At 41.0% G+C, this 21,877-nt stretch carries 33 protein-coding genes and 1 pseudogene; 24 read left to right on the forward strand and 10 right to left on the reverse strand.

The annotated features are described in order from the left end of the window. Window positions 1-53: 53 nt before the first annotated feature. The 8 genes and pseudogenes from HGD77_RS05230 to HGD77_RS05265 form a co-directional block, all read right to left on the reverse strand. Window positions 54-737, reverse strand: coding sequence for a Smr/MutS family protein (locus HGD77_RS05230; RefSeq protein ID WP_004279587.1), 684 nt, complete (start codon window positions 735-737; stop codon window positions 54-56). 197 nt (window positions 738-934) lie between these two features. Next, complete coding sequence (trpC, locus tag HGD77_RS05235; protein ID WP_004279588.1) at window positions 935-1,741, reverse strand: indole-3-glycerol phosphate synthase TrpC; 807 nt, start codon at window positions 1,739-1,741, stop codon at window positions 935-937. Window positions 1,742-1,761: 20 nt separating this feature from the next. Next, window positions 1,762-2,808, reverse strand: a complete 1,047-nt coding sequence (trpD, locus tag HGD77_RS05240) for an anthranilate phosphoribosyltransferase (RefSeq protein WP_004279589.1) — start codon at window positions 2,806-2,808, stop codon at window positions 1,762-1,764. A gap of 9 nt (window positions 2,809-2,817) precedes the next feature. Beyond that, entirely contained in the window at window positions 2,818-3,402 is a 585-nt protein-coding gene (locus HGD77_RS05245; RefSeq protein WP_004279590.1) for an anthranilate synthase component II, read from the reverse strand. 106 nt (window positions 3,403-3,508) lie between these two features. Next, window positions 3,509-3,775 carry a helix-turn-helix transcriptional regulator gene (locus HGD77_RS05250; RefSeq protein WP_138743264.1) on the reverse strand — a complete coding sequence of 89 codons (267 nt, stop codon included), beginning with the start codon at window positions 3,773-3,775 and terminating at the stop codon, window positions 3,509-3,511. Further along, window positions 3,772-3,936, reverse strand: coding sequence for a hypothetical protein (locus HGD77_RS05255; RefSeq protein WP_168730727.1), 165 nt, complete (start codon window positions 3,934-3,936; stop codon window positions 3,772-3,774). Before HGD77_RS05255 ends, HGD77_RS05250 begins: the two co-directional genes overlap by 4 nt. Beyond that, window positions 3,929-4,102 (reverse strand): hypothetical protein, encoded by a 174-nt coding sequence (locus HGD77_RS05260; RefSeq protein WP_168730728.1) that lies wholly within the window; start codon window positions 4,100-4,102, stop codon window positions 3,929-3,931. The genes HGD77_RS05255 and HGD77_RS05260 overlap by 8 nt, the downstream gene beginning before the upstream one ends. Beyond that, a pseudogene (locus tag HGD77_RS05265) lies at window positions 4,102-4,314 on the reverse strand (hypothetical protein); the annotation flags it as partial. The gene HGD77_RS05260 and the pseudogene HGD77_RS05265, both read right to left, overlap by 1 nt. Window positions 4,315-4,320: 6 nt before the next feature. Between HGD77_RS05265 and HGD77_RS05270 the strand changes: the two are divergent. The 8 genes from HGD77_RS05270 to HGD77_RS05305 all read left to right on the forward strand — a co-directional run bounded on the left by HGD77_RS05270 (window position 4,321) and on the right by HGD77_RS05305 (window position 8,778). Beyond that, window positions 4,321-4,668, forward strand: a complete 348-nt coding sequence (locus HGD77_RS05270) for a phage regulatory CII family protein (RefSeq protein ID WP_228761465.1) — start codon at window positions 4,321-4,323, stop codon at window positions 4,666-4,668. Between the two features lie 52 nt (window positions 4,669-4,720). Further along, a complete protein-coding gene (locus HGD77_RS05275) occupies window positions 4,721-5,620 on the forward strand; it encodes a replication protein (RefSeq protein ID WP_168730729.1) in 900 nt (299 codons plus the stop codon). Then, window positions 5,617-6,360, forward strand: coding sequence for an ATP-binding protein (locus tag HGD77_RS05280; RefSeq protein WP_004279597.1), 744 nt, complete (start codon window positions 5,617-5,619; stop codon window positions 6,358-6,360). Before HGD77_RS05275 ends, HGD77_RS05280 begins: the two co-directional genes overlap by 4 nt. Further along, window positions 6,357-6,674 carry a hypothetical protein gene (locus HGD77_RS05285; RefSeq protein WP_004730172.1) on the forward strand — a complete coding sequence of 106 codons (318 nt, stop codon included), beginning with the start codon at window positions 6,357-6,359 and terminating at the stop codon, window positions 6,672-6,674. The genes HGD77_RS05280 and HGD77_RS05285 overlap by 4 nt, the downstream gene beginning before the upstream one ends. 70 nt (window positions 6,675-6,744) lie before the next feature. Beyond that, the gene (locus tag HGD77_RS05290; RefSeq protein WP_004279602.1) at window positions 6,745-7,155 is read left to right on the forward strand and encodes a DUF559 domain-containing protein; all 411 of its coding nucleotides are present in this window, start codon (window positions 6,745-6,747) and stop codon (window positions 7,153-7,155) included. Then, window positions 7,152-7,703: a hypothetical protein gene (locus tag HGD77_RS05295; RefSeq protein WP_004279603.1), complete on the forward strand. Its 552-nt coding sequence runs from the start codon at window positions 7,152-7,154 to the stop codon at window positions 7,701-7,703. The genes HGD77_RS05290 and HGD77_RS05295 overlap by 4 nt, the downstream gene beginning before the upstream one ends. Before the next feature lie 158 nt (window positions 7,704-7,861). Beyond that, on the forward strand, window positions 7,862-8,101 hold the full coding sequence (locus tag HGD77_RS05300) for a hypothetical protein (protein WP_004279605.1): 240 nt from the start codon (window positions 7,862-7,864) through the stop codon (window positions 8,099-8,101). Window positions 8,102-8,595: 494 nt separating this feature from the next. Beyond that, window positions 8,596-8,778: a hypothetical protein gene (locus tag HGD77_RS05305; RefSeq protein WP_004730170.1), complete on the forward strand. Its 183-nt coding sequence runs from the start codon at window positions 8,596-8,598 to the stop codon at window positions 8,776-8,778. A 303-nt stretch (window positions 8,779-9,081) separates the two neighbouring features. Here the strand turns inward: HGD77_RS05305 and HGD77_RS05310 are convergent, their stop codons facing one another. After that, window positions 9,082-9,228: a hypothetical protein gene (locus HGD77_RS05310; RefSeq protein WP_004730169.1), complete on the reverse strand. Its 147-nt coding sequence runs from the start codon at window positions 9,226-9,228 to the stop codon at window positions 9,082-9,084. Between the two features lie 1,025 nt (window positions 9,229-10,253). On the opposite strand from HGD77_RS05310, the gene HGD77_RS05315 reads away from it, so the two are divergent. From HGD77_RS05315 to HGD77_RS05360, 10 genes are all read left to right on the forward strand, one after another. Further along, complete coding sequence (locus HGD77_RS05315; protein ID WP_004279606.1) at window positions 10,254-10,691, forward strand: hypothetical protein; 438 nt, start codon at window positions 10,254-10,256, stop codon at window positions 10,689-10,691. Further along, a complete protein-coding gene (locus HGD77_RS05320; protein WP_004279608.1) occupies window positions 10,651-11,292 on the forward strand; it encodes a putative metallopeptidase in 642 nt (213 codons plus the stop codon). The genes HGD77_RS05315 and HGD77_RS05320 overlap by 41 nt, the downstream gene beginning before the upstream one ends. Before the next feature lie 67 nt (window positions 11,293-11,359). Continuing rightward, a complete protein-coding gene (locus HGD77_RS05325; RefSeq protein WP_004279609.1) occupies window positions 11,360-11,569 on the forward strand; it encodes a hypothetical protein in 210 nt (69 codons plus the stop codon). A 70-nt stretch (window positions 11,570-11,639) separates the two neighbouring features. Then, the gene (locus tag HGD77_RS05330; RefSeq protein ID WP_004279610.1) at window positions 11,640-12,104 is read left to right on the forward strand and encodes a DUF2280 domain-containing protein; all 465 of its coding nucleotides are present in this window, start codon (window positions 11,640-11,642) and stop codon (window positions 12,102-12,104) included. Next, complete coding sequence (locus tag HGD77_RS16965) at window positions 12,105-12,593, forward strand: hypothetical protein (RefSeq protein ID WP_004279611.1); 489 nt, start codon at window positions 12,105-12,107, stop codon at window positions 12,591-12,593. It begins immediately after the preceding gene. After that, window positions 12,568-12,990, forward strand: a complete 423-nt coding sequence (locus tag HGD77_RS05340; RefSeq protein WP_004279612.1) for a hypothetical protein — start codon at window positions 12,568-12,570, stop codon at window positions 12,988-12,990. The genes HGD77_RS16965 and HGD77_RS05340 overlap by 26 nt, the downstream gene beginning before the upstream one ends. A 9-nt stretch (window positions 12,991-12,999) precedes the next feature. Continuing rightward, window positions 13,000-13,173, forward strand: a complete 174-nt coding sequence (locus tag HGD77_RS05345; protein ID WP_004279614.1) for a hypothetical protein — start codon at window positions 13,000-13,002, stop codon at window positions 13,171-13,173. After that, complete coding sequence (locus tag HGD77_RS05350) at window positions 13,173-13,916, forward strand: hypothetical protein (RefSeq protein ID WP_004279617.1); 744 nt, start codon at window positions 13,173-13,175, stop codon at window positions 13,914-13,916. Before HGD77_RS05345 ends, HGD77_RS05350 begins: the two co-directional genes overlap by 1 nt. A 164-nt stretch (window positions 13,917-14,080) precedes the next feature. After that, window positions 14,081-15,109: a transposase gene (locus tag HGD77_RS05355; protein WP_080591915.1), complete on the forward strand. Its 1,029-nt coding sequence runs from the start codon at window positions 14,081-14,083 to the stop codon at window positions 15,107-15,109. 406 nt (window positions 15,110-15,515) lie between these two features. After that, a complete protein-coding gene (locus HGD77_RS05360) occupies window positions 15,516-15,827 on the forward strand; it encodes a hypothetical protein (RefSeq protein WP_168730730.1) in 312 nt (103 codons plus the stop codon). A gap of 29 nt (window positions 15,828-15,856) precedes the next feature. On the opposite strand, the gene HGD77_RS05365 is transcribed toward HGD77_RS05360, so the two are convergent. Next, window positions 15,857-16,024 (reverse strand): hypothetical protein, encoded by a 168-nt coding sequence (locus HGD77_RS05365; RefSeq protein WP_004279621.1) that lies wholly within the window; start codon window positions 16,022-16,024, stop codon window positions 15,857-15,859. 500 nt (window positions 16,025-16,524) lie between these two features. On the opposite strand from HGD77_RS05365, the gene HGD77_RS05370 reads away from it, so the two are divergent. From HGD77_RS05370 to HGD77_RS16970, 6 genes are all read left to right on the forward strand, one after another. Next, the gene (locus HGD77_RS05370; RefSeq protein ID WP_004279623.1) at window positions 16,525-17,085 is read left to right on the forward strand and encodes a hypothetical protein; all 561 of its coding nucleotides are present in this window, start codon (window positions 16,525-16,527) and stop codon (window positions 17,083-17,085) included. A gap of 52 nt (window positions 17,086-17,137) precedes the next feature. Continuing rightward, window positions 17,138-17,788 carry a hypothetical protein gene (locus HGD77_RS05375; protein WP_004279625.1) on the forward strand — a complete coding sequence of 217 codons (651 nt, stop codon included), beginning with the start codon at window positions 17,138-17,140 and terminating at the stop codon, window positions 17,786-17,788. A 208-nt stretch (window positions 17,789-17,996) separates the two neighbouring features. After that, the gene (locus HGD77_RS05380; protein ID WP_004279626.1) at window positions 17,997-18,371 is read left to right on the forward strand and encodes a hypothetical protein; all 375 of its coding nucleotides are present in this window, start codon (window positions 17,997-17,999) and stop codon (window positions 18,369-18,371) included. 131 nt (window positions 18,372-18,502) lie between these two features. Further along, window positions 18,503-18,676 carry a hypothetical protein gene (locus tag HGD77_RS05385; RefSeq protein WP_004279628.1) on the forward strand — a complete coding sequence of 58 codons (174 nt, stop codon included), beginning with the start codon at window positions 18,503-18,505 and terminating at the stop codon, window positions 18,674-18,676. Between the two features lie 80 nt (window positions 18,677-18,756). After that, on the forward strand, window positions 18,757-21,612 hold the full coding sequence (locus tag HGD77_RS05390) for a tape measure protein (protein ID WP_004279630.1): 2,856 nt from the start codon (window positions 18,757-18,759) through the stop codon (window positions 21,610-21,612). Further along, the gene (locus HGD77_RS16970) at window positions 21,605-21,838 is read left to right on the forward strand and encodes a hypothetical protein (protein WP_005266965.1); all 234 of its coding nucleotides are present in this window, start codon (window positions 21,605-21,607) and stop codon (window positions 21,836-21,838) included. Before HGD77_RS05390 ends, HGD77_RS16970 begins: the two co-directional genes overlap by 8 nt. Window positions 21,839-21,877: the final 39 nt, after the last annotated feature.

Genomic DNA, 21,877 nt, shown 5'->3' on the forward strand with positions numbered 1-21,877 from the left:
ACGGCATTGTAGCAGAAAACTTTTACAATGCCTTGTTTTGAGGCTAAAACCGTTTACTGTTTGAACTTTGGATTCTTTTCTGCACGTTTGAGCAGAACCAATACCGCACCGGTACCACCTTGCTTTTCAGGTGCACTGACAAAAGCCAAAACATCGCGATGCTGACGCAGCCAGCCGTTGACATAGGTTTTTAAAATCGCTTCCGGACCTTTGCCATGTATGATTTTAATCACGTTCTGGTTTTCATCTTTGGCGATCTGGATAATCTGCAGCACGGCTTGACGCGCTTCTTCCACGGTACAGCCATGCAGATCCACAGCTTCAAACCAGCGCAAGTTACCGGCTTTCAAGTCTTCAAACACTTTATGCTGCAAGGTGGCGATGCGATAGCTCAAGTTGGCCTGACTGCCGACAGGATTGAGCATGGCCTGAGTATCTGATAAAGCCATTGCCTCTGTTTCCAGCGGGCCAGTAGCCGCTGCACGCTTTGCCAAGATTTGTGCATCCGGCTTTTTCTTGCGTGGTTTGTCCAGTTGAACCGTATTTCCCGATTCAATTTTTTGTACGCCCTGCATTTGCTTGCGGAATAATTCCAGTTCTTCTAACGCTTCTTGCTCGACAGTCTTTTCAACAGGTGCAGCAACGACCGCAGGTGTTTGCGGCTGTGTAATTTGCTTCTTAAAAGATTTCAGCAGGTTGTACTGATCTTTAGATAATGAAGAATCGTGTTTACTCATAATGTAAAAACAAGGGAGATGCGGAATTTACAAGAATTATAGTCTGAAAATAGACAAAGGAGAACTGAATTGCGTTCATGACATTGCTGAGGATTTTAAATACGCTCGAGAATCTATGATCTACTTTTCAATATTGAAAATAAAAAAGCCCAATCCTGAGATTGGGCTTTTTTAATGCTTAGGTGAGCATTTACATTTTAAACCGCTTCAGGCTCACCAAACAGATCGCGGAAAGCATGATCCGGACGTGGTTGTTTCATGAAGCTTTCGCCGACCAGAAAGGCGTGAATATCATTTTTCTGCATCATCGCAACATCCGCAGGTGTGGCAATACCACTTTCAGTCACCAGCAGGCGTGAAGGGTCCAGTAATTTTTTCAAACGTAATGATGTGTTTAAATCCACATCAAAGGTTTTTAAATTACGGTTATTTACACCGAGCAGACAACGATCAGAAAGTTTTAAAGCACGGGATAGTTCTTCTTCATCGTGAACTTCAACCAGTACATCCAGATGATGTTCAAATGCAGTTTTAGACATTTCTTCTAACTGCTGGTCAGACAGGCAAGCCACAATTAGCAAGATACAGTCTGCATGCAGGGCACGTGCTTCGATAACTCCATAAGGATCGATCAGAAAGTCTTTGCGCAGTGCAGGCAGGTCGCAATGTGAACGGGCAATCTGAATGTTGTCATCGTGACCCTGGAAAAAGTCTACATCGGTCAGCACCGATAAACAGGCTGCACCTGCCTCCTGATACTGTGCTGCAATTTCCGCAGGGTTAAAGTTCTCGCGAATAATGCCCTTGGATGGCGAAGCTTTCTTAATTTCAGCAATGACACCCGGACGTTTCGACACTAAAGACTGGGCAAAACCACGCACAGGTGATGCACCTTGTGCCAGTTCTTCCAGATCTTTATAGCTTTTCTGCTTTAAACGTAGGGCAAATTCTTCTTTTTTACGGTCAACAATTTTGCCTAAAATTGTATTTGCGATATCCACCATGATCAAAATCCCTGACCGAATTAAGCTTCGTAATGTTTAATAGTTTTGGTAAATTCAGACAGTACACTCATTTTCTCAAGTGCCTGACCGCCATAGATAATGTCATGTGCCAGCGCAACACCTTGCTTATAGCTGCTGGTCAAACCGGAGACATAAATACCTGCGCCGGCATTCAGCGCGATCATATTGGCGGCTTTATCGCCGATGTCTGATTTTTTCTTGCCCAGTGCATCTTTGATTAAAGCCAGACTTTGCGCAGAATCTTCCACAATCAGTCCGGTCAGAGTTTGCGATTCAATATCGACCGATTCAGGAATAATTTCCCATTCGGTGACTTCGCCATTTTTCAGTTCAGCAACATGAGTTGAAGAGGCTATACTGATTTCATCCAGACCATCACGTGAATGTACTACCATCACATGTTCAGCACCGAGCTGTTTCATAACTTCCGCAATCGGACGGCAGAGTTCATTGGAAAATACGCCAATGACCAGACGTTGTACGCCAGCCGGATTGGTTAAAGGACCGAGTAGGTTGAAAATACTGCGAATCCCCAATTCTTTACGTGGGCCGATTGCATATTTCATGGCTTGATGATGATTCGGTGCAAACAGGAAGCCGACACCGACATCACGGATACAGCGTTCAGTCTGCTGCATATTCAGGTCCAGGTTAATCCCGGCCTGTTCCAGTAAATCCGACGAACCTGATTTGGTCGAAACGCCGCGGTTACCATGTTTGGCAATGGTTGCGCCCGCTGCTGCAATTACAAATGCAGAAGCAGTAGAAACATTAAACAGGTTCTGGCCATCACCACCTGTACCCACGATGTCCACTAAATATGGAATATCACTGACATCAATTTTGGTAGCCAGTTCACGCATAACACGTGCAGCTGCAGTAATCTCATCAATGCTTTCGCCTTTTAGGCGTAAGCCCATCAGCAGGGCACCAATCTGGGCATCGGTCGCTTCACCTGACATGATGGCACGCATCACGTCTTGCATTTGATCCTGAGTCAGGTGAATGTTTTTAGTAATATTGCTTAAAGCTTGTTGAATATTCATAAGATGTTCTTAGGCATAAATTTCGAGAAAGTTTTTAAAGATTTGATGACCATGCTGGCTCAGAATCGATTCAGGATGGAACTGCACGCCTTCGACCGGCAATGTCTTATGTTTCACACCCATAATTTCTTCCATAGAGCCATCCGCTTCATTGGTCCAGCAGGTGACTTCCAGACATTCGGGCAAGGTAGCTTGATCAATCACCAGTGAATGATAGCGCGTTGCAGGAAATGGAGAAGGAAGATTGCTGAAAATCCCGGTATCACTGTGGTACATATCAGACAGACGGCCATGCATGACACGTTTGGCACGCACGATATCACCGCCAAATGCCTGCCCCATACTTTGATGACCAAGACAAACGCCCAGTAAAGGAATTTTGCCAGCAAAATGCTGAATGGCAGGAATAGAAATTCCTGCCTCACTTGGCGAGCACGGGCCGGGGCCAATCACTAAATACTTAGGTTGCCATCGCTCTATATCTTCCAATGTCACGGCATCATTACGGACTACTTTTACTTCTTGATTCAGTTCGCCAAAATATTGGACGATGTTATAAGTAAAGGAGTCATAGTTGTCGACCATGAGAAGCATATCGCACGTAACCTCTTGAAAATTGTGAAAATGAGCATCTTTATTTCTAATCGTTACTCACTATTAGAAAAGTGACTGATTTTGCAGGCATTAAAAAGCCGCTCAATCAAGCGGCTACTTTACCAGTTTTTGAATGCCTTGTGACAACTTCGTTCACATAACTATTTAGGTAGTAACTTCGTGGACCATCTTTGCTTGGCTGGTCAATTTCTCCTTTTTTGATCCTGTCATATAAAGTCGGCTCACTCATATTCATCCGCTTCGCAAATTCCTTGATACTCACTCGGCGCTCATCTTGATTTGCCATTGCTCTTTTAAGCTCCTGCATCTCATCAAAGATAGCTTCGAGTAAATCACGTTCAGATTCACTCATGACACCTCCTTTAAGCTTTTTACTACTGTTTCCGGCAATCCAAAGACATCTTTAAAAGCCTGGTCAAAACCACCACTTTCAATGAATTGATCCATGAGGTTTACTTGCTTATCGATATCGCTATTTTCATTGTGTTCAGATGATTCTTGACTCTCAGCCATTGGTTCTCTCCTTGGCTTCATGAGCCTTCAAGTATTCAAATTTTGCATCTGCCCAGTTCTTTGCATCATATGGGCTTAAACCTTTTTTCTTGCACCAGTCAGCGCACCAGAGCCACTGCACATCATCAAATGGGGTTGGCTCAACTATTTGATCAGTACTATCCATCACGCCACCTCATAGAAGCGCTTGGCTTCTTCAAAATTTGATGTAGTAAGTGGTGATGAGCCTTTTTTGTAGCATTCAACAATCTCACCATATTTAAAAACTTTGCATGCTGTTGGTAGGTCAAAGCACTGGTACATCGGCTCTTTAAACCAATCTTCTGTGTAAAACATTTGTTCTTGGTGGTCTTCGGCTGTGCCTTCCCACTCTTGAACCCAAATATGGAAAACCATGATCCAAGTCTTAAGAAGTTTGAAGCAATTATGCTTTTGACCCAAAACCCGGTAGTTCTGAAAGTTTGGGCTCATATGCTTGGTTTTGTTCTTATGCCGGCAGGTGGAGAAGGCACACATCGTCAGATGACTATCGTAGAAGCATTGCTTCAAATGAATTCTGAAACTGGAAAAGCCAATCAAAAGGTTTATGAGGTTTTAGAGGATGGGATGGTGACGCCACAAGAATATGCGGAAGCGAGTGAAATTCTTAATCGCATTATTGAAAACGCTAAAGCAGCGGATATGGCTTTAAGCAAGCAAATGCATAAATTCACACAAAATGAAAAAGCCTGAGGTGGAAGGTCAGGCTTTTTAATTCGAATTCGATCGGAGAAAAGAATTGAATATGAAATCAAATTTAGCACATGAACCACCAATACCTCAAGGGCAAGTAGTTCATTTTCCAAAAAATGAGCGCAAAGCTATGTCGAATAAAGAAGAGCGCTACACCAAGATGCCAAATGGTTTAATTGACGGTCAGATCATGGCTCAACTGAACGATAAGGCATTTAAGTGTTTAATGTTTGTCATGCGTCAAACCATTGGATTTGACCGCGCATCTCACCCAATTGCTATCACTCAATTTCAAAAATATTGCGGTATCAAAAAACGCGATACGGTTATGTCATGTATTCGTGATCTGGAAGAGCTTGGCTTAATCAAAGTTGAAAGAACAACAGGCTGTTTGAATGAATATTTATTCACTCCTGACCAGTACCGCGAAAAGGGACTAGTACCAAATGAGGGTAGTACCCTTAAAGGTGATGGGACTAGTACCACCAAACGGGACGGGACTAGTACCGCGAAAGGTGACGGGACTAGTCCCGTTGAACGGGGCACTATTAAAGAAACACTTAAAGAAACATTTAAAGAAAACTTTAAAGAGGAAAACGCGCAGGAAAATTCTGTTGACCAAGTGCTGAATCTCTGGACACCAGATTTGCATTCTCTGAATTCCTGGTTACAGAGATCAGGTGAAACTCCGATGACCCAAGAACTGGTGAATCAGATTTTACTTGAAGTGAATGCCCATTACGAACCACGTTTGAACGCAGGCTTGATCACAGACACCCAGATGTATTCAAACTTCGTGAAGTGGATCAAGCGTAAATACACTCAAAAAACGTATCAGTCTTCTGAAAAACAAAATTCTAATCTGGATGTGAATACAGCTTGGGCAGACCAAGCATCGCAACATCACGCAGCAGTGAATTCACCAGTACATATCCCGGAGGACTTTGTATGAACGCAATGTCGATGCTGACTCAGGGATTAAAACAAACACACGCGATCTGCTCAGAGCACAAAATAGCAATGGTTCAAGCCGGTCCATACCACAAATGTCCACAATGCGCCGTAGAATTTCTGGAAGAGCAAAAGCGCAATGCACAAGCTGAAATTGATCGCACTGTACGTGAAAAACACTTTGCTGGGGCAATGCTTCCAGAGCGCCATGCAACATCAGGTTTTAAGAATTACAACGTTCAACACGCTGGACACCAGAACGCACTGAATCAGGTTGTTTCCTTTGCCAAGAACATGATCAATGGCCATAAAAACAACTTTGTGATGGTGGGACCTACTGGTACAGGAAAAACTCATCTCAGCTGCGCAACAGCTCGAACATTGCTCAACAAGGGCAAGTATGCACGCTACATCACCAGCGAAGATCTGGCACAGCGAATCATGAACGCATGGGAGCAGCCGGACGCTACAGAAAAATCTGTGATTTATGATTTCAGCCAGTATGACCTGTTGATCCTGGATGAATATGGATTGCATGACCGTGATAAACGCCGTGAGCTAGTTCACAAAGTTTTATATGCACGCTATGACCGGATGAAGCCGACCATGCTGATTTCTAATCTGACATTAGCTGAGCTGCAGAAAGACTTGGGTGATCGTCTTTGGTCTCGTTTTCAACAGGGTGGATTAACCGTAGTTGAATGCAATTGGACAGATCAGCGTGTAGGGGGTGGGGTGTGAATACAACAATTGAAGAATTTTTGAAAAATGGTGGCGAGATTAAGCAAATTGATTCTGATGATCAGTCAAAAATCCATAGGAAAGTTAGCTTTGAAGATCAGATAAGTTTGATGCTTTTTGCTTGTTATGCCACTACGCCATTTTCAGTGAAGGACGTGCAAGAAGCTGTTTTTGATTTCCATAGAACCACTATTTACAGCCTGCTTCAGGAGCATGTCAAAGGTGGTTATTTGGAGCGTGTATCAGAGAGTCATTACCGTGCAACTGCATATGCCAAAGACATTATGAATGTAAAGGGTGAAATTGCCGTATGAAGGATCTAAACAAAGCGCTGATGTTTATTTTCATGGCTATTGGCGCCGTTGTATTGAGGGTTTGGGGTGAATGACCAGCTACTCAATCGCTGAATACAAGAAAATGGTGAAAGCCACCAGAGCGAAAGGGCGTTCCAAGCGCCCTAAGGTTAAAAGTGAAAAGATACCGAATGAGTTTGAAGCAAAGCTGGCCAGAGAATTAAAGACTTTAAAAATTGAGTTTGAGCAGGAATTTGAGTTTCACCCAAAGCGGAAATGGAGAGCTGATTTCCACCTGGTAGGAAAAAAGATACTGGTAGAAGTTGAAGGTGCGATCTGGAGTGGAGGAAGACATACCAGAGGCAAGGGGTATATCGGGGACATGGAAAAATATAACGCCGCAACCATGATGGGTTTTCAAGTATTAAGGTTTAGTACAGATCAAGTGAAGTCAGGTCACGCGATCCAGCAAATTGAGAAGATGGTAGGGGATTTGGGATGAATGCGACGGTAGCTGAAAAGATGACAAATATTGAATGGTTGGGGCAGCAGTTAAGAGCCAAAACAGCAAATTATGAAGCAGATACACCACCAACAAATGAAATCCCTGTCAATTGGGAAGATCGTTGTGGCGCAATTGCTTTAATGCCAAATGATGAAACCAAGGCTTATGCGTCAATTTTGGTATGGGGTGATTATCGAGACAATACGGATAATTATTCCGTGGTCACAAAATACATCTCAGATTACTTATGGCGTATGGTGCAAGAGGAAATGGATAAGCAGCGTGAAAGTTTTGATATGCCGCAATTCTGCAAACACATTGCACGCATGGAACTGTTTTATTCATTGCGTCCAAAGTTGCGTGAATACCATACATTGAAAGGCCGCTTAGTATTTTCAGGAATTGATTATATTGAACCAAATACTTATTCAAAACGCTATGCATGGCTAGGTAATGCAGTTGAACTTTTGCTCAAAGAGTTGAACGATGAGGTAGAGCATTATGCAGGCCAGTACCGGAAAAATTTAAGAAAATTGAGTGTTTGACATCCTATATGGATGTAAGGTATTCTTTTTCTATACTGGTCGTATTACGGTTCAACCGAGACCAAGTCATTAAAGCTCATCGAAAGGTGGGCTTTTTTGACATTATTTATTCATAAAATTAAGTGATAATGCCTTTTTGTTTTTGAGCTCTAATTGAAATGGCGATTTTAACTGTTAAAAAACTAGAAGATACTCTCGGTAAATTAGTGGCTGAAGGCAAAAAGCCTGAAAAGATTTTATTAGGCTATAAAGTGTATGGCGAGCTAATGAATGATCGTAGCTTTTTTGAGGAAGTGGCTGGCTCGGCAATGGATCCAAACAAACGAAAATATAAAAATATTAAAATTAAGGTTACCCAAGACGAATACCAGTTTGAAGTGAAGTGTTCAAAAGAATAGGTTTAAGCATCAAGGAAAGCTCTCCAAATGGTGGGCTTTTTTAATGCTTAGAATTTATTACCTGAAAAGAAAATTAACTTAAGTTCAACATTTGAAAACAGTTTCTTAATATTCTCTATACTTTCTGATCAAAGCCTTAGTGCTATATTGTTTTTGCGATAAGAAGAAGACGTAATACGAAGAAAATGACTGCAGCACGGGCCCGCTTATTTTGACGAGTAAGTGGGCTTTTTATTGCCTAAATAAAATGATTTTTACTGTTGATTAAAAAATAAATTTAGATAGAATCGTGGCCTAGATTCTATCGCTGTAGTTTCTTTCCAATTTCAGCCTCCTTTTCCCAAAGGAGGTTTTTTTTGCCTATTTTTCTTATGTCATGTGTTGCTGTATTGTTTGATAGGTCACATTTAATAGTGAATTGATACAAGCATCTATAATTAAAAAACATAATATTCTGATAGATTAAAATTACAACAAAAAGTCTGGAGGTTTGTATGACACGTATACCAAACGGAACACAGGTTATTCATCATATCTCACTTTTCGATCATGCTTACTATAAGGAAGAGAATGGAATTTTAAAGGTTTGGAGCAAGGGAGAGTGGGTGGAGGCACTGATACCCAGTATTAATGAAATGATTGATAACGGTTTTGAATTAGAAGTTCTTCACAGCTAATTGTTATGCAGGCGATGAGCAAGTACTAACTTGTTATTTACCATCTATGATCACTCCACTTTTCAGTGGGGTCTCCAACATTTGGGAGAAAAATATGCGGCAACTCTTAAAGCAGCTATTATGCTTTCATCACTACACTTATGAGTCGGATATTTTTATTCAGGTAGAATGTTGCAAGTGTGGTAAGCATAGAGATGATTACACAAATTAAATAAAGTAAATTTAAAAGAGGTAAGCCTGTTCATGAATTTGATCAGGCTTTTTTAATTTATAGAGAAAAGTATGCTCCAATTTATATTCTGCTTATTTGGCCTGCATGGTGTGACTGAAATTAATTGTGATGACCAGAAAGTGTGTCGGGATTGTTTGAAAGAAGTGGAATAATACAAAATCAAAAATATAAGCCTGCTCATTAATTTGATCGGGCTTTTTTAATGCCTGAAATTCCATAAACCTGACTCATTGGTGATCTTATGAAATAACGTCAGCCATTAGGCAATTCGGATTTGTGACGCTGTACATTCATTTGTTCAGCTAAAAGCACAAACGGTGGGATGCTGAAACCAGCCGTATAAATTGGTTTGAATCCAGTGCGATTTCGTCACGTACTGAGTGGGCCTAAGAGAAATACTAGATCTGGGATGACAACCCGACCCATACAGGACGAAAGTTAAGAAGTCAGATTGATAGCCCATTTCGAGATGATGGATTAATGAGTAGCGTTTGGCCCTGCGAAAAGGGCTTATTTAATGCCCTGAGAAATATTAGTGTAATCACACCAAGTTAAAATGCTTGATCATTGCTTGATCATTGCTTGATCATTGCTTGATTAACCAGGAAGGAATCTTGCTTAGTTCGACAAAATTACTGACATTATTTTGGAAATAAATATCATAAATTTATGTTTTATAAGTGAAAATAACTGACATTTCTTGCGACATGATTGCTTGATTGTCCAGGAGTAAAATCATGCTTAGATTACTGATGTGTTTATTCGGCCTACACGGTGCGACTGAGATCGATTACACGATTGATGATGAAGAAATCAAAGTGTGTCGGGATTGTTTGAAAGAAGTTGAATAACAACCACTCAAGCAAAGAGCTGTTTCATAAAGCTGTAATATTTAAGCAATATAGTTGCTCTGCAAAAGAAGAAAGACGTTGTGACGCAAGTCAAGCCCGTTTAATTGGAGAGAGTTAAACGGGTTTTTTATTGAAATATATTGCTATTTTCCTTTTGTCGAACGTATTACGACTCAAACCCCGTCATTAATTTGTCGGGGTTTTTCTTTTCTTATTGGTGGTACCTATGACAGACAAAGTACAAGCTAAACAAGACTTAGAATTTTGCAGTACTGAGCTGTCTAAGTATCAGAATCTCAGCAGATCTGGATTGACGCGTCATCAAATGATGGTAATCGATGAAATTATAATTAAGCTGAAAGAACGCATTAATAATTTACGGTTCACTTTGTATGGATGAAAAGGCTTATAAACTTTTCACCCAAAAAATCCCGCCAAAAAAGAAATCGCGTGTCAGACCCCTACCCAAAGCTGGTGAAAAATACTTAGAAGCATTCGATCGATTAAAAGAAATCTTGGATCGGATGGAAATCAAATACGAAGAATATTTTCATTTTAAAAGTACTAAGCACTGGCGTTTCGATTTGCACCTGGTTGGCTATCTCACATTAATTGAAATTGCTGGTGGGCCTTGGTCTGGTGGTCGAAAAGGTAAGTTGGCCACAAAAGCTTGGAGTATGGATCGCTATGACCATGCTGAAGAAATGGGTTACCGCTATCAGCGTTTTGAAGTCAATGATATCAACATGGGCCGTGCAACGGCATGGCTGAGAAATTTAAAGGCATCTTATGGAACAGTTCAGACCATTCCCGCCGACGGAGCTGATTGATCAGGCTGAGGAAGAGGAGGCTATTCGTTTGGCACCAGCACCAGAGCTTAAAGAATGGGTCGTGAATAACTGGCTTACTCTCGGTGGTGAACTACATAACCCGGATCATGATCATATTGCTGAATTACTGCATAACAATGAAGAGTTCCTTGCATTCGCATGGGCTTCATCTGCCGCCGTAGCGAAAAAGCGTATGGTACTGGGTCAATGTGAAAAGGTGATGTTTAACGTGGGCGGCTGGAAGAAAGCACGCCAGGAACAGCAGATGCGGGACTGGTTCGGCTTTGTGCCTCAATACCTGATTACTGTGGATGCTGCTTTCTGTGAGCAAGCCTCAGATCGTGAGTTCTGCCGTTTGATTGAGCATGAGCTGTATCACATCGGTGTAGAGCGTGATGAAGATGGTGAAATCATTTATAGCGATATGACTGGTTTACCTAAGCATTACCTGGCTGGCCATGACGTTGAAGTTTTCTTTGGTGAGACCAAACGATGGGGCGCAGATGAGTCTGTAAAACGGCTTTTGGAAATTGCCAAGAATGCGCCGTTTGTATCTGAAACGAATATTGCAGCATGTTGTGGGAACTGTGTGATTAATTAAAATGGGATCAGATTTTAGCTTTACTTTATTTCATTTTTTTGTAGATTTGATCTAAAGGAGGGCACGTATGGCTACATATAAACAAATTCAAGAATTCCTTACTGAAAAACATGGGCGTACTTTTAAAAGTTGCTGGATAGCAGATATTAAAAATCAGCATGGTTTAACTAAAAGGCAAGCACCTAATAGGTATGATCCAGATAACCGTGTTCATCCTTGTCCTGAAGAACATAAGGGTAAGGTTGAAGAAGCATTGAGGCATTTTGAAATGATTTAAAAAAGCTCCCCGATTAAAGGGGATTTTTTTTGCCTACTTTGCATGACGTAGCATGACAAAAGGGGGATTTATGGCAGCACTTAAAGAGCCTGTAAAAATATTTATCGTTCAAGCTCTTGCATGCCGTGATACCCCTCAAGAAGTTGCGGAGTTGGTCAAGCAAGAGTTCAATATTGAAATTGATCGCCGTCAGTGTGAAAACTATGACCCGACTAAATATGCAGGTCGCAATCTCGGGAAAAAACTTGCAGATCTATTCAACCAGACTCGTAAGAAATTTGATGAAGGTTTGATAGATATTCCAATTGCTAGTAAGTATTACCGGCTTAAGCAATATCAGAAGCAACTTGAAAAAACCAAGAATGCAAAATTAGCACTCAAGATTCTTGAACAGGCTGCTAAAGATGTAGGTGGTCAATTCACTAACCGACAAGAAATTACCGGTAAGGACGGCGAAGCATTACAAACAACAGTTGTGCACGCTACCCAAGACCAAGTTGAAGCTGCTGTAAAGAAGGCCCAAGAGGAATACTAAATGGATCTGCAAACACAGGTTGAAAAGAAGCTGTGTGAAGATGAGCATTTATATTTCACCCGGCGTTTCTTTAAGCCCCGAATGGGCTTCAAATTTACGGTGAACTGGCACCATGTTTATATCTCTTGGATCATTGATCAGGTGATAGCTGGTGAGATTGCGAACGTAGTTATCAATGTTCCACCAGGGGCCGGAAAAACTGAACTGACCACCAACCTAATTCCACGCGGCTTAGCCTTAAATGCCCGTTCCCGGTTTCTGTATTTGTCATTCTCCCAATCATTGGTTGCACCCCATCTACATTACGGCGCAACAATCCTACCTAAGAATGGCCAATACATTACTTTTGCAGTGGGTGGTCAATATCGGAAAGTTAAGCAGTCGATTTTACCGCCTCGAACACAGTTAGGGATCAATGCAGAAGATGAAGCCATGGTTTTAGATATTGTCGGGAGTTTTATAGATGAGCACCTTCTTCGCGGTACGTGATGAGATTGCAGAAAAGCTGAAAGAAATTCCAGAACTTCTAAAGATCTATACGCCGTTAAACTCAGTCAGCGTAACAGAGATGTCACAAGTCACGCCATCTGCGCATGTCAATTTTGTCCGTATCGACAAGAAAGCCAGTGCAGGTCGTGGAAGTATCAATCAGATCGGTCAGCAATGGGCGGTTACGGTGGCATGTCGCAATGCTCAATCTCAAATGACCGATGGACGTGCTGTAAGTGATGAAGCGGGGCTTTTGACCGAGAAAGTAATTCAACTACTTTCCGGTTGGCAGCCTCAAGCATCACGCACGGCACTGGATTTCATATCGGTTCGGGATGGTTATAGTCCGGGCTTTGCATACATCACGATTATTTTTGAATCACAAAAATTCATTTAGGAGCCAGTCATGGTGAAACAATACAAGGCAACTCAGCCTGTCGGTCGCTTTAAAAAGGGCGATGTCGTTGGCGGATTGGGTGATGCTCAGATCAAAAAATTAGTGGCAGATGGCGTGATTCAGGAAGTACCTGAAGCTAAAGCCGCTGCTCCAGCCAAGAAAACCACAGGGGATGAAAAGTAATGGCTAAATCAGATTTAATCTCGCTTCAAGGCGAGCTTCATTTGGCGAAGATGGTTAATAGTGTGCCATCTGCCTTATTGCCCGTTGGTAATACACCGGAATTGCAGATCGCAATCTCTAGTGAATCCACTGATCACTATGAAAGTAAAACCGGCCTCCGTGCTAAGGATGCGGTACTACGCAAACAAACTGCAGTGGCTATCTCTGGTACGCTTGAAGAAGTAACAAAGCAAAACTTAGCAATGGTCCTAAGTGGCAAATCAATCGAAATCCCTGAAACTCAGCTGACTGATATTACTCTGGGTGCTGTAGAAGCTGGCGCCATGATTGACTTAGGACATCGTAATTTAAGTGAAGTGGATTTTAAAGACAGCTCGGATGTTGCCATCACTTCAGATAAATATGTACTGGATGCTGTTTACGGCACAGTCATTTTTAATGAAGCTATTGTTGGTTCAGTTAAGTTTTCTGCCAAAGCCGGTGCTAAGACACGTACTACAATTGCAACTAACCTAGGTAATGAATATCGCTTGCTGTTTAAAGGCATTGATACTGTTACAGGCGATAAGGTGATCTTAACTTTATGGCGCGTCGAATTTTCGCCAGATACCGAGTTTGATCTAATTCATGAGGACTTCGGATCTTATTCAATTGAAGGTGAAGCACTGGCAGATATCTCTAAAGCTAATGATGAAGAGCTAAGTGTATTTGGTCATATTGAGCGTTTTAGCGTAGCTGCATAAACCCATAAACCATACAGGCACAAAGAAATCCACGGCGCATTAGCGTCTTTTTTTGTGCCTGCCTTATAGTAATAAGTCTTAAAACATTTAAGATGAAACTTAATAAATTAGGACTTACGCATTGACGGATTCAAAAAAGTATTAAAATAGTTTATAAAGTATCTGTGATCAGACGAACTAAACATGCTTCTACAGCAACTTGTACATTACCCATTTATATGGGCTTTCTCATGACAGAACCGAACTCTATTAGCTGCACACAACTTGCCGAGACTTATAATATCTCGCATGATAGTGTAAATCGCTTTCTAGAGCGTGAAGACTACACACCTCACGACCTATATCAAGAAGCAATTCAACATATTGATAATAATAAACTTATAGTCAGTATTGATGATACTGTTTTAGATAAACCATATAGTCAACATATGGACTTGGTTAGCTATTTTTGGTCAGGCAAACACCACCGATCCGTCAAGGGGATTAATCTCATTACCTTGTATGCGACAGATCAGAATGGTCAAAATATTCCAATTAATTTCCGAATTTATGACAAATCTGAGGGTAAAACCAAGAATGATTACTTTATGGATATGTTAAGTGAAGTACTTAGTTGGGGTGCAAAGATTCAATTTATTACAGGTGATAGTTGGTATTCATCGACTGCAAATCTAAAAACCATAAGAAAACATGGTATTCGATTTATGTTTGGTATCGACTGTAACCGTAAGGTTTCCCCTGAAAAAGGACAATGGTTTCAACTGCGTTTATTGCCGAATTTCCATCAGGGTCAAGTGGTCTGGCTCAAAGATTTTGGCTTTGTACAATTATTTAAGACTCAGTTAAAAGAACAGCAGAGGTTTTATATTGTGTATCAAGATGAAGATGATTTATTGTCCTTTGAGGGTTTTCATGAATTACATTCAAGTCATTGGAAAATAGAACAATATCACCGAGTGATTAAACAGGTTTGTCATATTGAAAAGTTTCAAGTAAGACGGTCTAAACTGATTTTGAATCATATTTTTTCAGCCTTAATGGCCTACGTTGAGATACAAAAGAACCAGTTTGAGGGGATCTTTGAAAATGTATATCGTTGGCAGAAGAAATTATTTAGACCAATGATCAAAAACTTCATTGATGACTTTATTCTCGATAAAAATCATCTGCTACCACAGAGAGTCTATAAATAACAGTGCGTAAGTCCTATAAATAGTAAAAAATAAAGATTATGTAATCTTTTGTTATTCTAATTTTCATCTGATGGGGATATAAAAGATATTCACTTCACGTTAAGAATAAAACTGCTATGACTAAAATAGAAATATTTGTCTCCATCCTAGCCGTAATAATTATTTCTACTATTATTTATCTTGTATGTCAGTAAGTTAGTAAGCTAAGAACCTCCTTCGGGAGGTTTTTGATAGATGGGATTTTTAAACTTGTTATCTAAAATTAATATTGAATGAGAGTCAAAATAGCTAAACACAACTTTACAAAGTTACCTTCCTGGGCGTTAGATAAATTTGAAAAGTGATGTAAAGTGACGCCCTTAACGCAAGGGGATATTATGAAAAATTTAGGCCTATTATTTTTATTATGATTTTAGCGGGTTGCGGACACAGAGAATCTAACGGTCAGCAACCTGATCTAGAAACAATCAAGAAAGAACAGCTTGAATTTGCAAAAGAAGCCACTAAAGAATTCATTCCCAATCCTGATTCAGCTAAGTTCCGGAATCAAGTCGGGGATTGTGGGGAAGTTAGCTATAAGGAAGTAGGGGGCACAGATATTGATTTCCAGCGTTTCATTGTGCTTGAAAAGAATATAGTGCTTGTAGAAAATCAGATGGATCCAAAGCAATTTGAGCTTTCATGGAAAAGCTCCTGCACACCAAGTTGGAATAAATAATTATAAGGCCCTCATTTGAGGGCTTTACTTTATTCATCAGATGATTCGGGTGTGTTTGCTTGCTTCCTTGCATGCTCTAAAGCAACCTGTTGTGCTTCAGCTGCAGCAGTAGCTTCAATTGGTGGTTCTGATGCAATAGCTGCGGTGCCAGTGAATCCGAATAAAGCCAATATTAGAATTTTCGAATACTTTTTCATTTGAATTTCCTCTACGTCTCTAAAGCTTAAATTCAGTGTAGAGAATGATTTAAATCACGGATGTATCAGCTATGTCGGGATATGTAAGATATTCAAGGCTAGAGTTAGAAGGATCTAGTTTTGCGTAAGAATGCTTTTCGGTTGAAACTTTTTGTTGAGTTGCTTAACGAAATGTTTGAATGCTTCAGTAGGTAGCTACACTCTAAAGAAACTTCCCTAACTTCTAAATCTTTGTAACATCCAATAATTTTTTTGTAATATTTATGTTATTAATTGTTTGCTTTGCTTATCATATGAATGATGAAAAGTGGAGCACCGAAAATGCTAACGAAAACAGAAATCGTTGTTGTCATACTAATGGTACTAGCCTTAATTTTCATCGTTTATGAGATGGGACAAGGTGGTAGTTGGACTTTATAGAATTCAGCCTTTATTAAAGTTAAAAGAAAAGCACCTCCGGGTGCTTTTTTAATGCATAAAATTTATCTCGAGATTCCATCATGAATGACTTTTTCCTAGCAACAAATCGAAGCATCAAAATCAATGACATTGAAGTCCGCCAGATCCAGATGAAAGACTTTGATACCTGGGCAATGCATGCTGAGTTGATTAAGAACTTCATCAAAGACCAGAATCATTCAGATGAGATTTTGACAGGGCTATTCAAGGCTCATGGTGTACAGGTCATTTCGACCATGGCATGTGTCACTGATCTGAACAATGAATCACTGGTAGAACTTGCTGCTGATGAGCAGGGATTTAAAGAGCTACTTAAGGCGGTACTTCTGATCAACCAAGCTTACTTCAAATACGAAAAGCCTAAACGTGGCATTAAAAAGAAAGATGACTCCACCTGGTTTGATTCATTCCAGTTTCTGGTATCAATGGGCCATCGGCACAGTGAAATCATGGAAATGACCTACGGCGCATTCCAAGGTTATGTCAAAGCAGCAAACAAGCTGTATAAGCAGGGAATCTTCAATAACGCCGTTGCTGGTCGTGTGGCACAGTCTGACAAAAAGGGCTTTGAATCATTCAAGAAAGAAATGGTTTCTGATTGATCAAGTAGCACCCTAAAGTTATGATGTGGAAATAATAATTTAGGGGATTATAGTGGCTATAAAATTTTGTAAATCGTGTAAAAAGCCAATGAGGCCTACTGATACTCATTGCAAAACATGCGGCAAGGAATACAAAAACAGCCCAGTAATTTTGATCGTCATAGCACTTATTGTTTTCGGTGCTGGATATTTTGCTTGGGGGAAATACCAACAGAATGAAGCTGAAAAACTAGTTGCTGCTCAAGCAGAGAGGGATAAAAAAATCAGTGAAGCTAAAGCTGAGTTGCTAAATGCTGGTATAGATCCAGACGATGCACAAAAAGTCGCTGAAGTTAAAGTTGATAATGTAACCATTACCAATCCCCAACATATAAAGGTTTTTAACGAAATTTTTTCTGAATGGGAGGATGCAGAAAAAGTAGCAGCCTCAACTGGTCGGATAGCACTAGCCCAACCAGTTGCCAAACTACAAGAAATCAAAAGAAGGCTTGCAGCCGAATCATATGCTGGATGTATGGAAACAACTAGGATTTTATATGTTGCTGCTATGAACTCTCAGATTGAGGCCTATTTAGATTTCATGAGAGGGAAAGAGGGAGAGGCAGCAGCTCAAATAAAATTTATTGATTATGAGAAACAGGTTGAGCAGGCCAAAAAAGAATATATTAGGTGCAAGCCTACTCAGAATATGAGCAGCGTATGAAGCAAAAGCACCCTAGGGTGCTTTTTTGATGCTTCTCATATTTGAGAATCGCTTTTAGATTCTCAAGCCCTTCATAACAACTTGCGTGTAATTATGGTTAAGGATTAGAACTAACCTGAAAATTGATTATATAGTACAAAAGGCGAAAAGATTTCTCTATCACATGAAGAGAAATTGCAGCAAGGTTTAAAAAATTATAGGGATAAATATGAAAAACGGTTTATTAAGAGTGCTTGTTGTTAATGCAAATGATTCTATCGTTGTAGAAAAGAAGCAAACACTACCTATTACTTTAAGTGTAAATGGCCAGTTGATTAGTGGTGAATTAATATCAAGAAGTGAGTTTTTCACTCTCGAACAGAATGTAATCTTAAAACATCATGTAGATATTATTGATGCACAGATAGTCGAAGAAAAAGGCGAAATTCCAGAAACGCCAATGGATGAACTTCAATATCTTCATCTAAAAAATGCTGCGTATTGGGTGAATGGGGTTAAAGTTCCTTCAAGCCAAACAAGTATAATAGTCAACATAGACTCGGTAGATGCATTTAATCTCGGAATGCTGCAATCTAGCCAATAGACTCTTTTAATTATTGCATAAGCTCACTTCGGTGGGCTTTTTTTATACCCAAAAAAAGCAAAAAGCCCATGATTACGAGTCACGGGCTTTTTTGTGTTCACAACCTTATGGCAGAAGGAAGCAAACCATAGATGAATTTTAACCTAGATTTAAAGGTTGATAAAGCAATGAATCAATTATCAGAAAGTAAAGCATTAAGGCGCTGGACCTACATTGTCTGCTTCTTGGTGATTGTAGGTGTAGGGACATGGCAATTAGCACCCATACTACAAGCCATAGCAAAATTAATAGAAGTTCTTAAGTAAGCCGACCCAATAAGAGGTCGGTTTTTTATATCTGCTGCGCCTCAAGGCGCTTTTTTAATGCCTAAAATTTAGAGGCCCGTATGTCTGGTAAGAATTTAACTTTTAAACTGGTGATGGATGCTGACACCAAGGCATTTGTCTCCAATATGCATCAGTCAGAAAAAGCAGCAAAGGATGTATTTGCAGCACTTAAGAATGGATCAGCCAGTGTTGTAGGTGATACAAACAGTGCAACCAAAGAAGTAGATCAGCTCGGTACTCAGTCACAAGAAACCGCCCAACAAGTAAAGCAACTTGATAAAGAATTAGAGGCAACTTCACAGGAACTACAGCAAACTGAACAATCTTCAAAAGGTGTATCAGGAGAGTTACAGGGTTTAAAAACTGGCTTTAATGCTTTAACTGGCGCTTTAGCAGCACTTGGTATTGGCACCACAGCAATGGAGATTGCACAGACTGCTGATGAATATAAAAACCTATCTGGTCGCTTATCTATTGCAATCGGTGAGCATGGCAACCTACAAAAAGCCATGGATGATGTTAAAAATGTTGCCATTAATACCAACTCCAACTTAACCGCAACCGGTGATCTTTATGCTCGACTGACCAAGATTGGTCAAGAAATGAAATGGCCTCAAGAACAGGCGCTCGCATTAACTGAAACCATTAACAAAGCAACTCAAGTTGGCGGCGGATCAGCCGCAGCAAATGAAGCCGCTATCACCCAGTTAAACCAAGCACTCGGTTCGGGTGTCCTCCGTGGTGATGAATTCAACTCCATGATGGAGCAGTCGCCACGTTTAACCCAAGCTTTAGCAGATGGTTTAGGAGTTACTACCGGTAAACTTCGTGAGATGGCCGGGGAAGGTCAGCTTACCACGGATGTAGTCACCAAGGCTTTATTAAGCCAATCGGAAGTAATTAGTGCAGAATTCGCTAAATTCCCAACAACCATCGGCGCATCAATTGAAAACTTAAAAACAGCATGGACGGTCTATATTGGTGAGGCGGATGCTGCAACCGGAGCAAGTGCTAAAGTTGCGGAGGCTATTAAATTTGTCGCTGAAAACCTAGATACAATTGTCTCAACTTTGATGCTTGCTGGTCAAGCCTTTGTGGCTTATAAGGCCCTTAATATCGGCATGATGTTCTTAGACAAGGCGGCTGGAATCAGAGCTGCCTCTACAGCGATTGCACAAGAAACCACAGCAGTTGTAGCTAATACACAGGCGCAAATTGCGAATGCAGCAGCAACAAGAACAGTAGCTACTGCAAAAACTCAGTTGGCTACTGGTTCGGCTGCTGCAGCCACATCGGCTATGCGCTACCAGAAAGCGATTGCAGCCTTAAGTAGTACAGAAATACCATGGGCCAAACCAGTATTAAGGGTCTCGAATGAGGCTCTTTTTTATGACCAGGGTTTGGTGGTTTCTAATCAAGTGGATATTTGGCATGAGCAGGCAGGATCATTAACTCGGGCGATTAGATCCATTCATGAGCAAGCGACCGGTTTAAGTTCGGATGCGTATGTGATTTGGGAGGAAGGCGATAAGCGTTTTATCCATCAGCGCTACCTGCATGATGAAACGATCAAGCTGCGCCACAACCGTGAAACAGTCTGGCAGGAAATGATCCGTCGGCGTAAGACTTTTACTTATTCACATGAAGTAGCCCAGGTGTTTGAGCATCGCTTTTCATTTGAATGGGATAAGAGCCTTGAGATTATCACCAAGTCAGATTTGCCCTGGGATAAAGCCAAAGCGATTCATTATCGCAAGCATCCGGTTCAGCCTTGGCCAAAGCCTGAAACGCCTAAATATGAGGGCACTGGTGATTTAAATTTTATCTGCTTATGTCATGACGTTGATTCGCACAACGTTGTTTTAAATTTTGGTGCAGATGACTGTATTCCAGCACTGCCAAAAAGGAACTGGTGGTATATCGTGAATACATTAACAGCCGAGCGATTGGATACCGGCGAGAAAATCAAAGTCATGGATGGCACCTATAGCACCAGTCGGTCGCAATGGTGCTGGACCTATTCCATTACCGTGGCTCATACGGAAAAAGACAAGCTACAACCAATCAATGGTCAGCCTGTTATCCTTAAAGTTACGATCAATGGATTTGAGCATCATATTTTGCTTGAAGATCCAGAGGAGACCCGGCGTTTTGCCAGTGTTCTCTACACTTACCCAGGGAGAAGTATCACAGCTCTAAACTCGGATAAATATGGACCAACACGTTCATTTATCCAGGATAACGAGCGAACCTCTGTACAACTAGTTCAGGCTGAACTGGATCGAGCGAATAGCGGTACCAACCTGGACTGGAAGTTGATTGATGAACTGGGCTGGATTATACCGGTGGAGAGCCTGAGCTATGTCGAACTTGCACCAATCGATGCAATAAAGCAGGTCGCTGAATCAGGCGGTGGCTTTATCTATAGCCAGAAAGCAGGTAATACACTAAGCATCTTACCCCGGTATCAGAAAGGCTACTGGGACGCGATGACCGTGGATGATTACGACATTTTGTTATCTGAAAGCCTGGTGATGCAGCAGAACATTAAACAGAATGATGAATACATTGCTGACTTCAATGCCATCACGGTAGTGAATAGTCGAAGTGGTGAAAGTCTGAAAGTACAGCAACGCGGTACTTCAGGTGATATACCGTTAGAAGCAGTCACTGGTCCACTATTTAACGTCGTGTCAGGTGCCAGTTACGGTAAAAATGAACTGGTCAAAGCCAACATTCAGGAATTACATACTTTCGCTGATATCCCGGTAAGCTTCGATATTGGTGAGATGCTACCCGGAAAAACGATTGCGTTTAATGGCCAGTGGTGGGGTGTGATTGATTCGGTATCAGGTAGCTTTTCGCATGAAAAGGTCAATGAAACCATTACAGTGGAGCGTATCAGCCGTGAATAATCCCTTATTTGAACTGCGGAAGTTGCTTAATCCAATACATGCCGAATACATCGGCACCATTACATCAGTGAGGCATCCAGAGTATCGGGTACAGATCGATGGAGGATCTGGTCCAGTCCTTTGTACATCAGGCACAGCTTATAACCTGGGTGCCAGAGTATTTGTTTCCAATCAAGTGATCCTGCGGCCAGCACCAACAGGGCAGCATTCACAAGTAGAAGTTTAACGATCAACAAAATAACAGCACCTTCGGGTGCTTTTTTAA

The sequence above is a fragment of the Acinetobacter sp. NEB149 genome (assembly GCF_012516415.1).
Classification (GTDB): Bacteria; Pseudomonadota; Gammaproteobacteria; order Pseudomonadales; family Moraxellaceae; genus Acinetobacter; species Acinetobacter lwoffii_V.

Coding starts and splice junctions, on each gene's coding strand:
- HGD77_RS05315 (WP_004279606.1), top strand. CDS start 10,254: ATGGATGAAAAGGCTTATAAACTTTTCACCCAAAAAATCCCGCCAAAA.
- trpC (WP_004279588.1), bottom strand. CDS start 1,741: ATGGTGGATATCGCAAATACAATTTTAGGCAAAATTGTTGACCGTAAA.
- HGD77_RS05390 (WP_004279630.1), top strand. CDS start 18,757: ATGTCTGGTAAGAATTTAACTTTTAAACTGGTGATGGATGCTGACACC.
- HGD77_RS05325 (WP_004279609.1), top strand. CDS start 11,360: ATGGCTACATATAAACAAATTCAAGAATTCCTTACTGAAAAACATGGG.
- HGD77_RS05305 (WP_004730170.1), top strand. CDS start 8,596: ATGACACGTATACCAAACGGAACACAGGTTATTCATCATATCTCACTT.
- HGD77_RS05255 (WP_168730727.1), bottom strand. CDS start 3,936: ATGGCTGAGAGTCAAGAATCATCTGAACACAATGAAAATAGCGATATC.
- trpD (WP_004279589.1), bottom strand. CDS start 2,808: ATGAATATTCAACAAGCTTTAAGCAATATTACTAAAAACATTCACCTG.
- HGD77_RS05350 (WP_004279617.1), top strand. CDS start 13,173: ATGGCTAAATCAGATTTAATCTCGCTTCAAGGCGAGCTTCATTTGGCG.
- HGD77_RS05340 (WP_004279612.1), top strand. CDS start 12,568: ATGAGCACCTTCTTCGCGGTACGTGATGAGATTGCAGAAAAGCTGAAA.
- HGD77_RS16965 (WP_004279611.1), top strand. CDS start 12,105: ATGGATCTGCAAACACAGGTTGAAAAGAAGCTGTGTGAAGATGAGCAT.
- HGD77_RS05330 (WP_004279610.1), top strand. CDS start 11,640: ATGGCAGCACTTAAAGAGCCTGTAAAAATATTTATCGTTCAAGCTCTT.
- HGD77_RS05250 (WP_138743264.1), bottom strand. CDS start 3,775: ATGAGTGAATCTGAACGTGATTTACTCGAAGCTATCTTTGATGAGATG.
- HGD77_RS05360 (WP_168730730.1), top strand. CDS start 15,516: ATGATTTTAGCGGGTTGCGGACACAGAGAATCTAACGGTCAGCAACCT.
- HGD77_RS05365 (WP_004279621.1), bottom strand. CDS start 16,024: ATGAAAAAGTATTCGAAAATTCTAATATTGGCTTTATTCGGATTCACT.
- HGD77_RS05370 (WP_004279623.1), top strand. CDS start 16,525: ATGAATGACTTTTTCCTAGCAACAAATCGAAGCATCAAAATCAATGAC.
- HGD77_RS05270 (WP_228761465.1), top strand. CDS start 4,321: ATGGAAAACCATGATCCAAGTCTTAAGAAGTTTGAAGCAATTATGCTT.
- HGD77_RS05385 (WP_004279628.1), top strand. CDS start 18,503: ATGAATTTTAACCTAGATTTAAAGGTTGATAAAGCAATGAATCAATTA.
- HGD77_RS05245 (WP_004279590.1), bottom strand. CDS start 3,402: ATGCTTCTCATGGTCGACAACTATGACTCCTTTACTTATAACATCGTC.
- HGD77_RS05280 (WP_004279597.1), top strand. CDS start 5,617: ATGAACGCAATGTCGATGCTGACTCAGGGATTAAAACAAACACACGCG.
- HGD77_RS05290 (WP_004279602.1), top strand. CDS start 6,745: ATGACCAGCTACTCAATCGCTGAATACAAGAAAATGGTGAAAGCCACC.
- HGD77_RS05300 (WP_004279605.1), top strand. CDS start 7,862: ATGGCGATTTTAACTGTTAAAAAACTAGAAGATACTCTCGGTAAATTA.
- HGD77_RS05275 (WP_168730729.1), top strand. CDS start 4,721: ATGAAATCAAATTTAGCACATGAACCACCAATACCTCAAGGGCAAGTA.
- HGD77_RS05380 (WP_004279626.1), top strand. CDS start 17,997: ATGAAAAACGGTTTATTAAGAGTGCTTGTTGTTAATGCAAATGATTCT.
- HGD77_RS05345 (WP_004279614.1), top strand. CDS start 13,000: ATGGTGAAACAATACAAGGCAACTCAGCCTGTCGGTCGCTTTAAAAAG.
- HGD77_RS05230 (WP_004279587.1), bottom strand. CDS start 737: ATGAGTAAACACGATTCTTCATTATCTAAAGATCAGTACAACCTGCTG.
- HGD77_RS05310 (WP_004730169.1), bottom strand. CDS start 9,228: ATGGAATTTCAGGCATTAAAAAAGCCCGATCAAATTAATGAGCAGGCT.
- HGD77_RS05320 (WP_004279608.1), top strand. CDS start 10,651: ATGGAACAGTTCAGACCATTCCCGCCGACGGAGCTGATTGATCAGGCT.
- HGD77_RS05260 (WP_168730728.1), bottom strand. CDS start 4,102: ATGGATAGTACTGATCAAATAGTTGAGCCAACCCCATTTGATGATGTG.
- HGD77_RS05295 (WP_004279603.1), top strand. CDS start 7,152: ATGAATGCGACGGTAGCTGAAAAGATGACAAATATTGAATGGTTGGGG.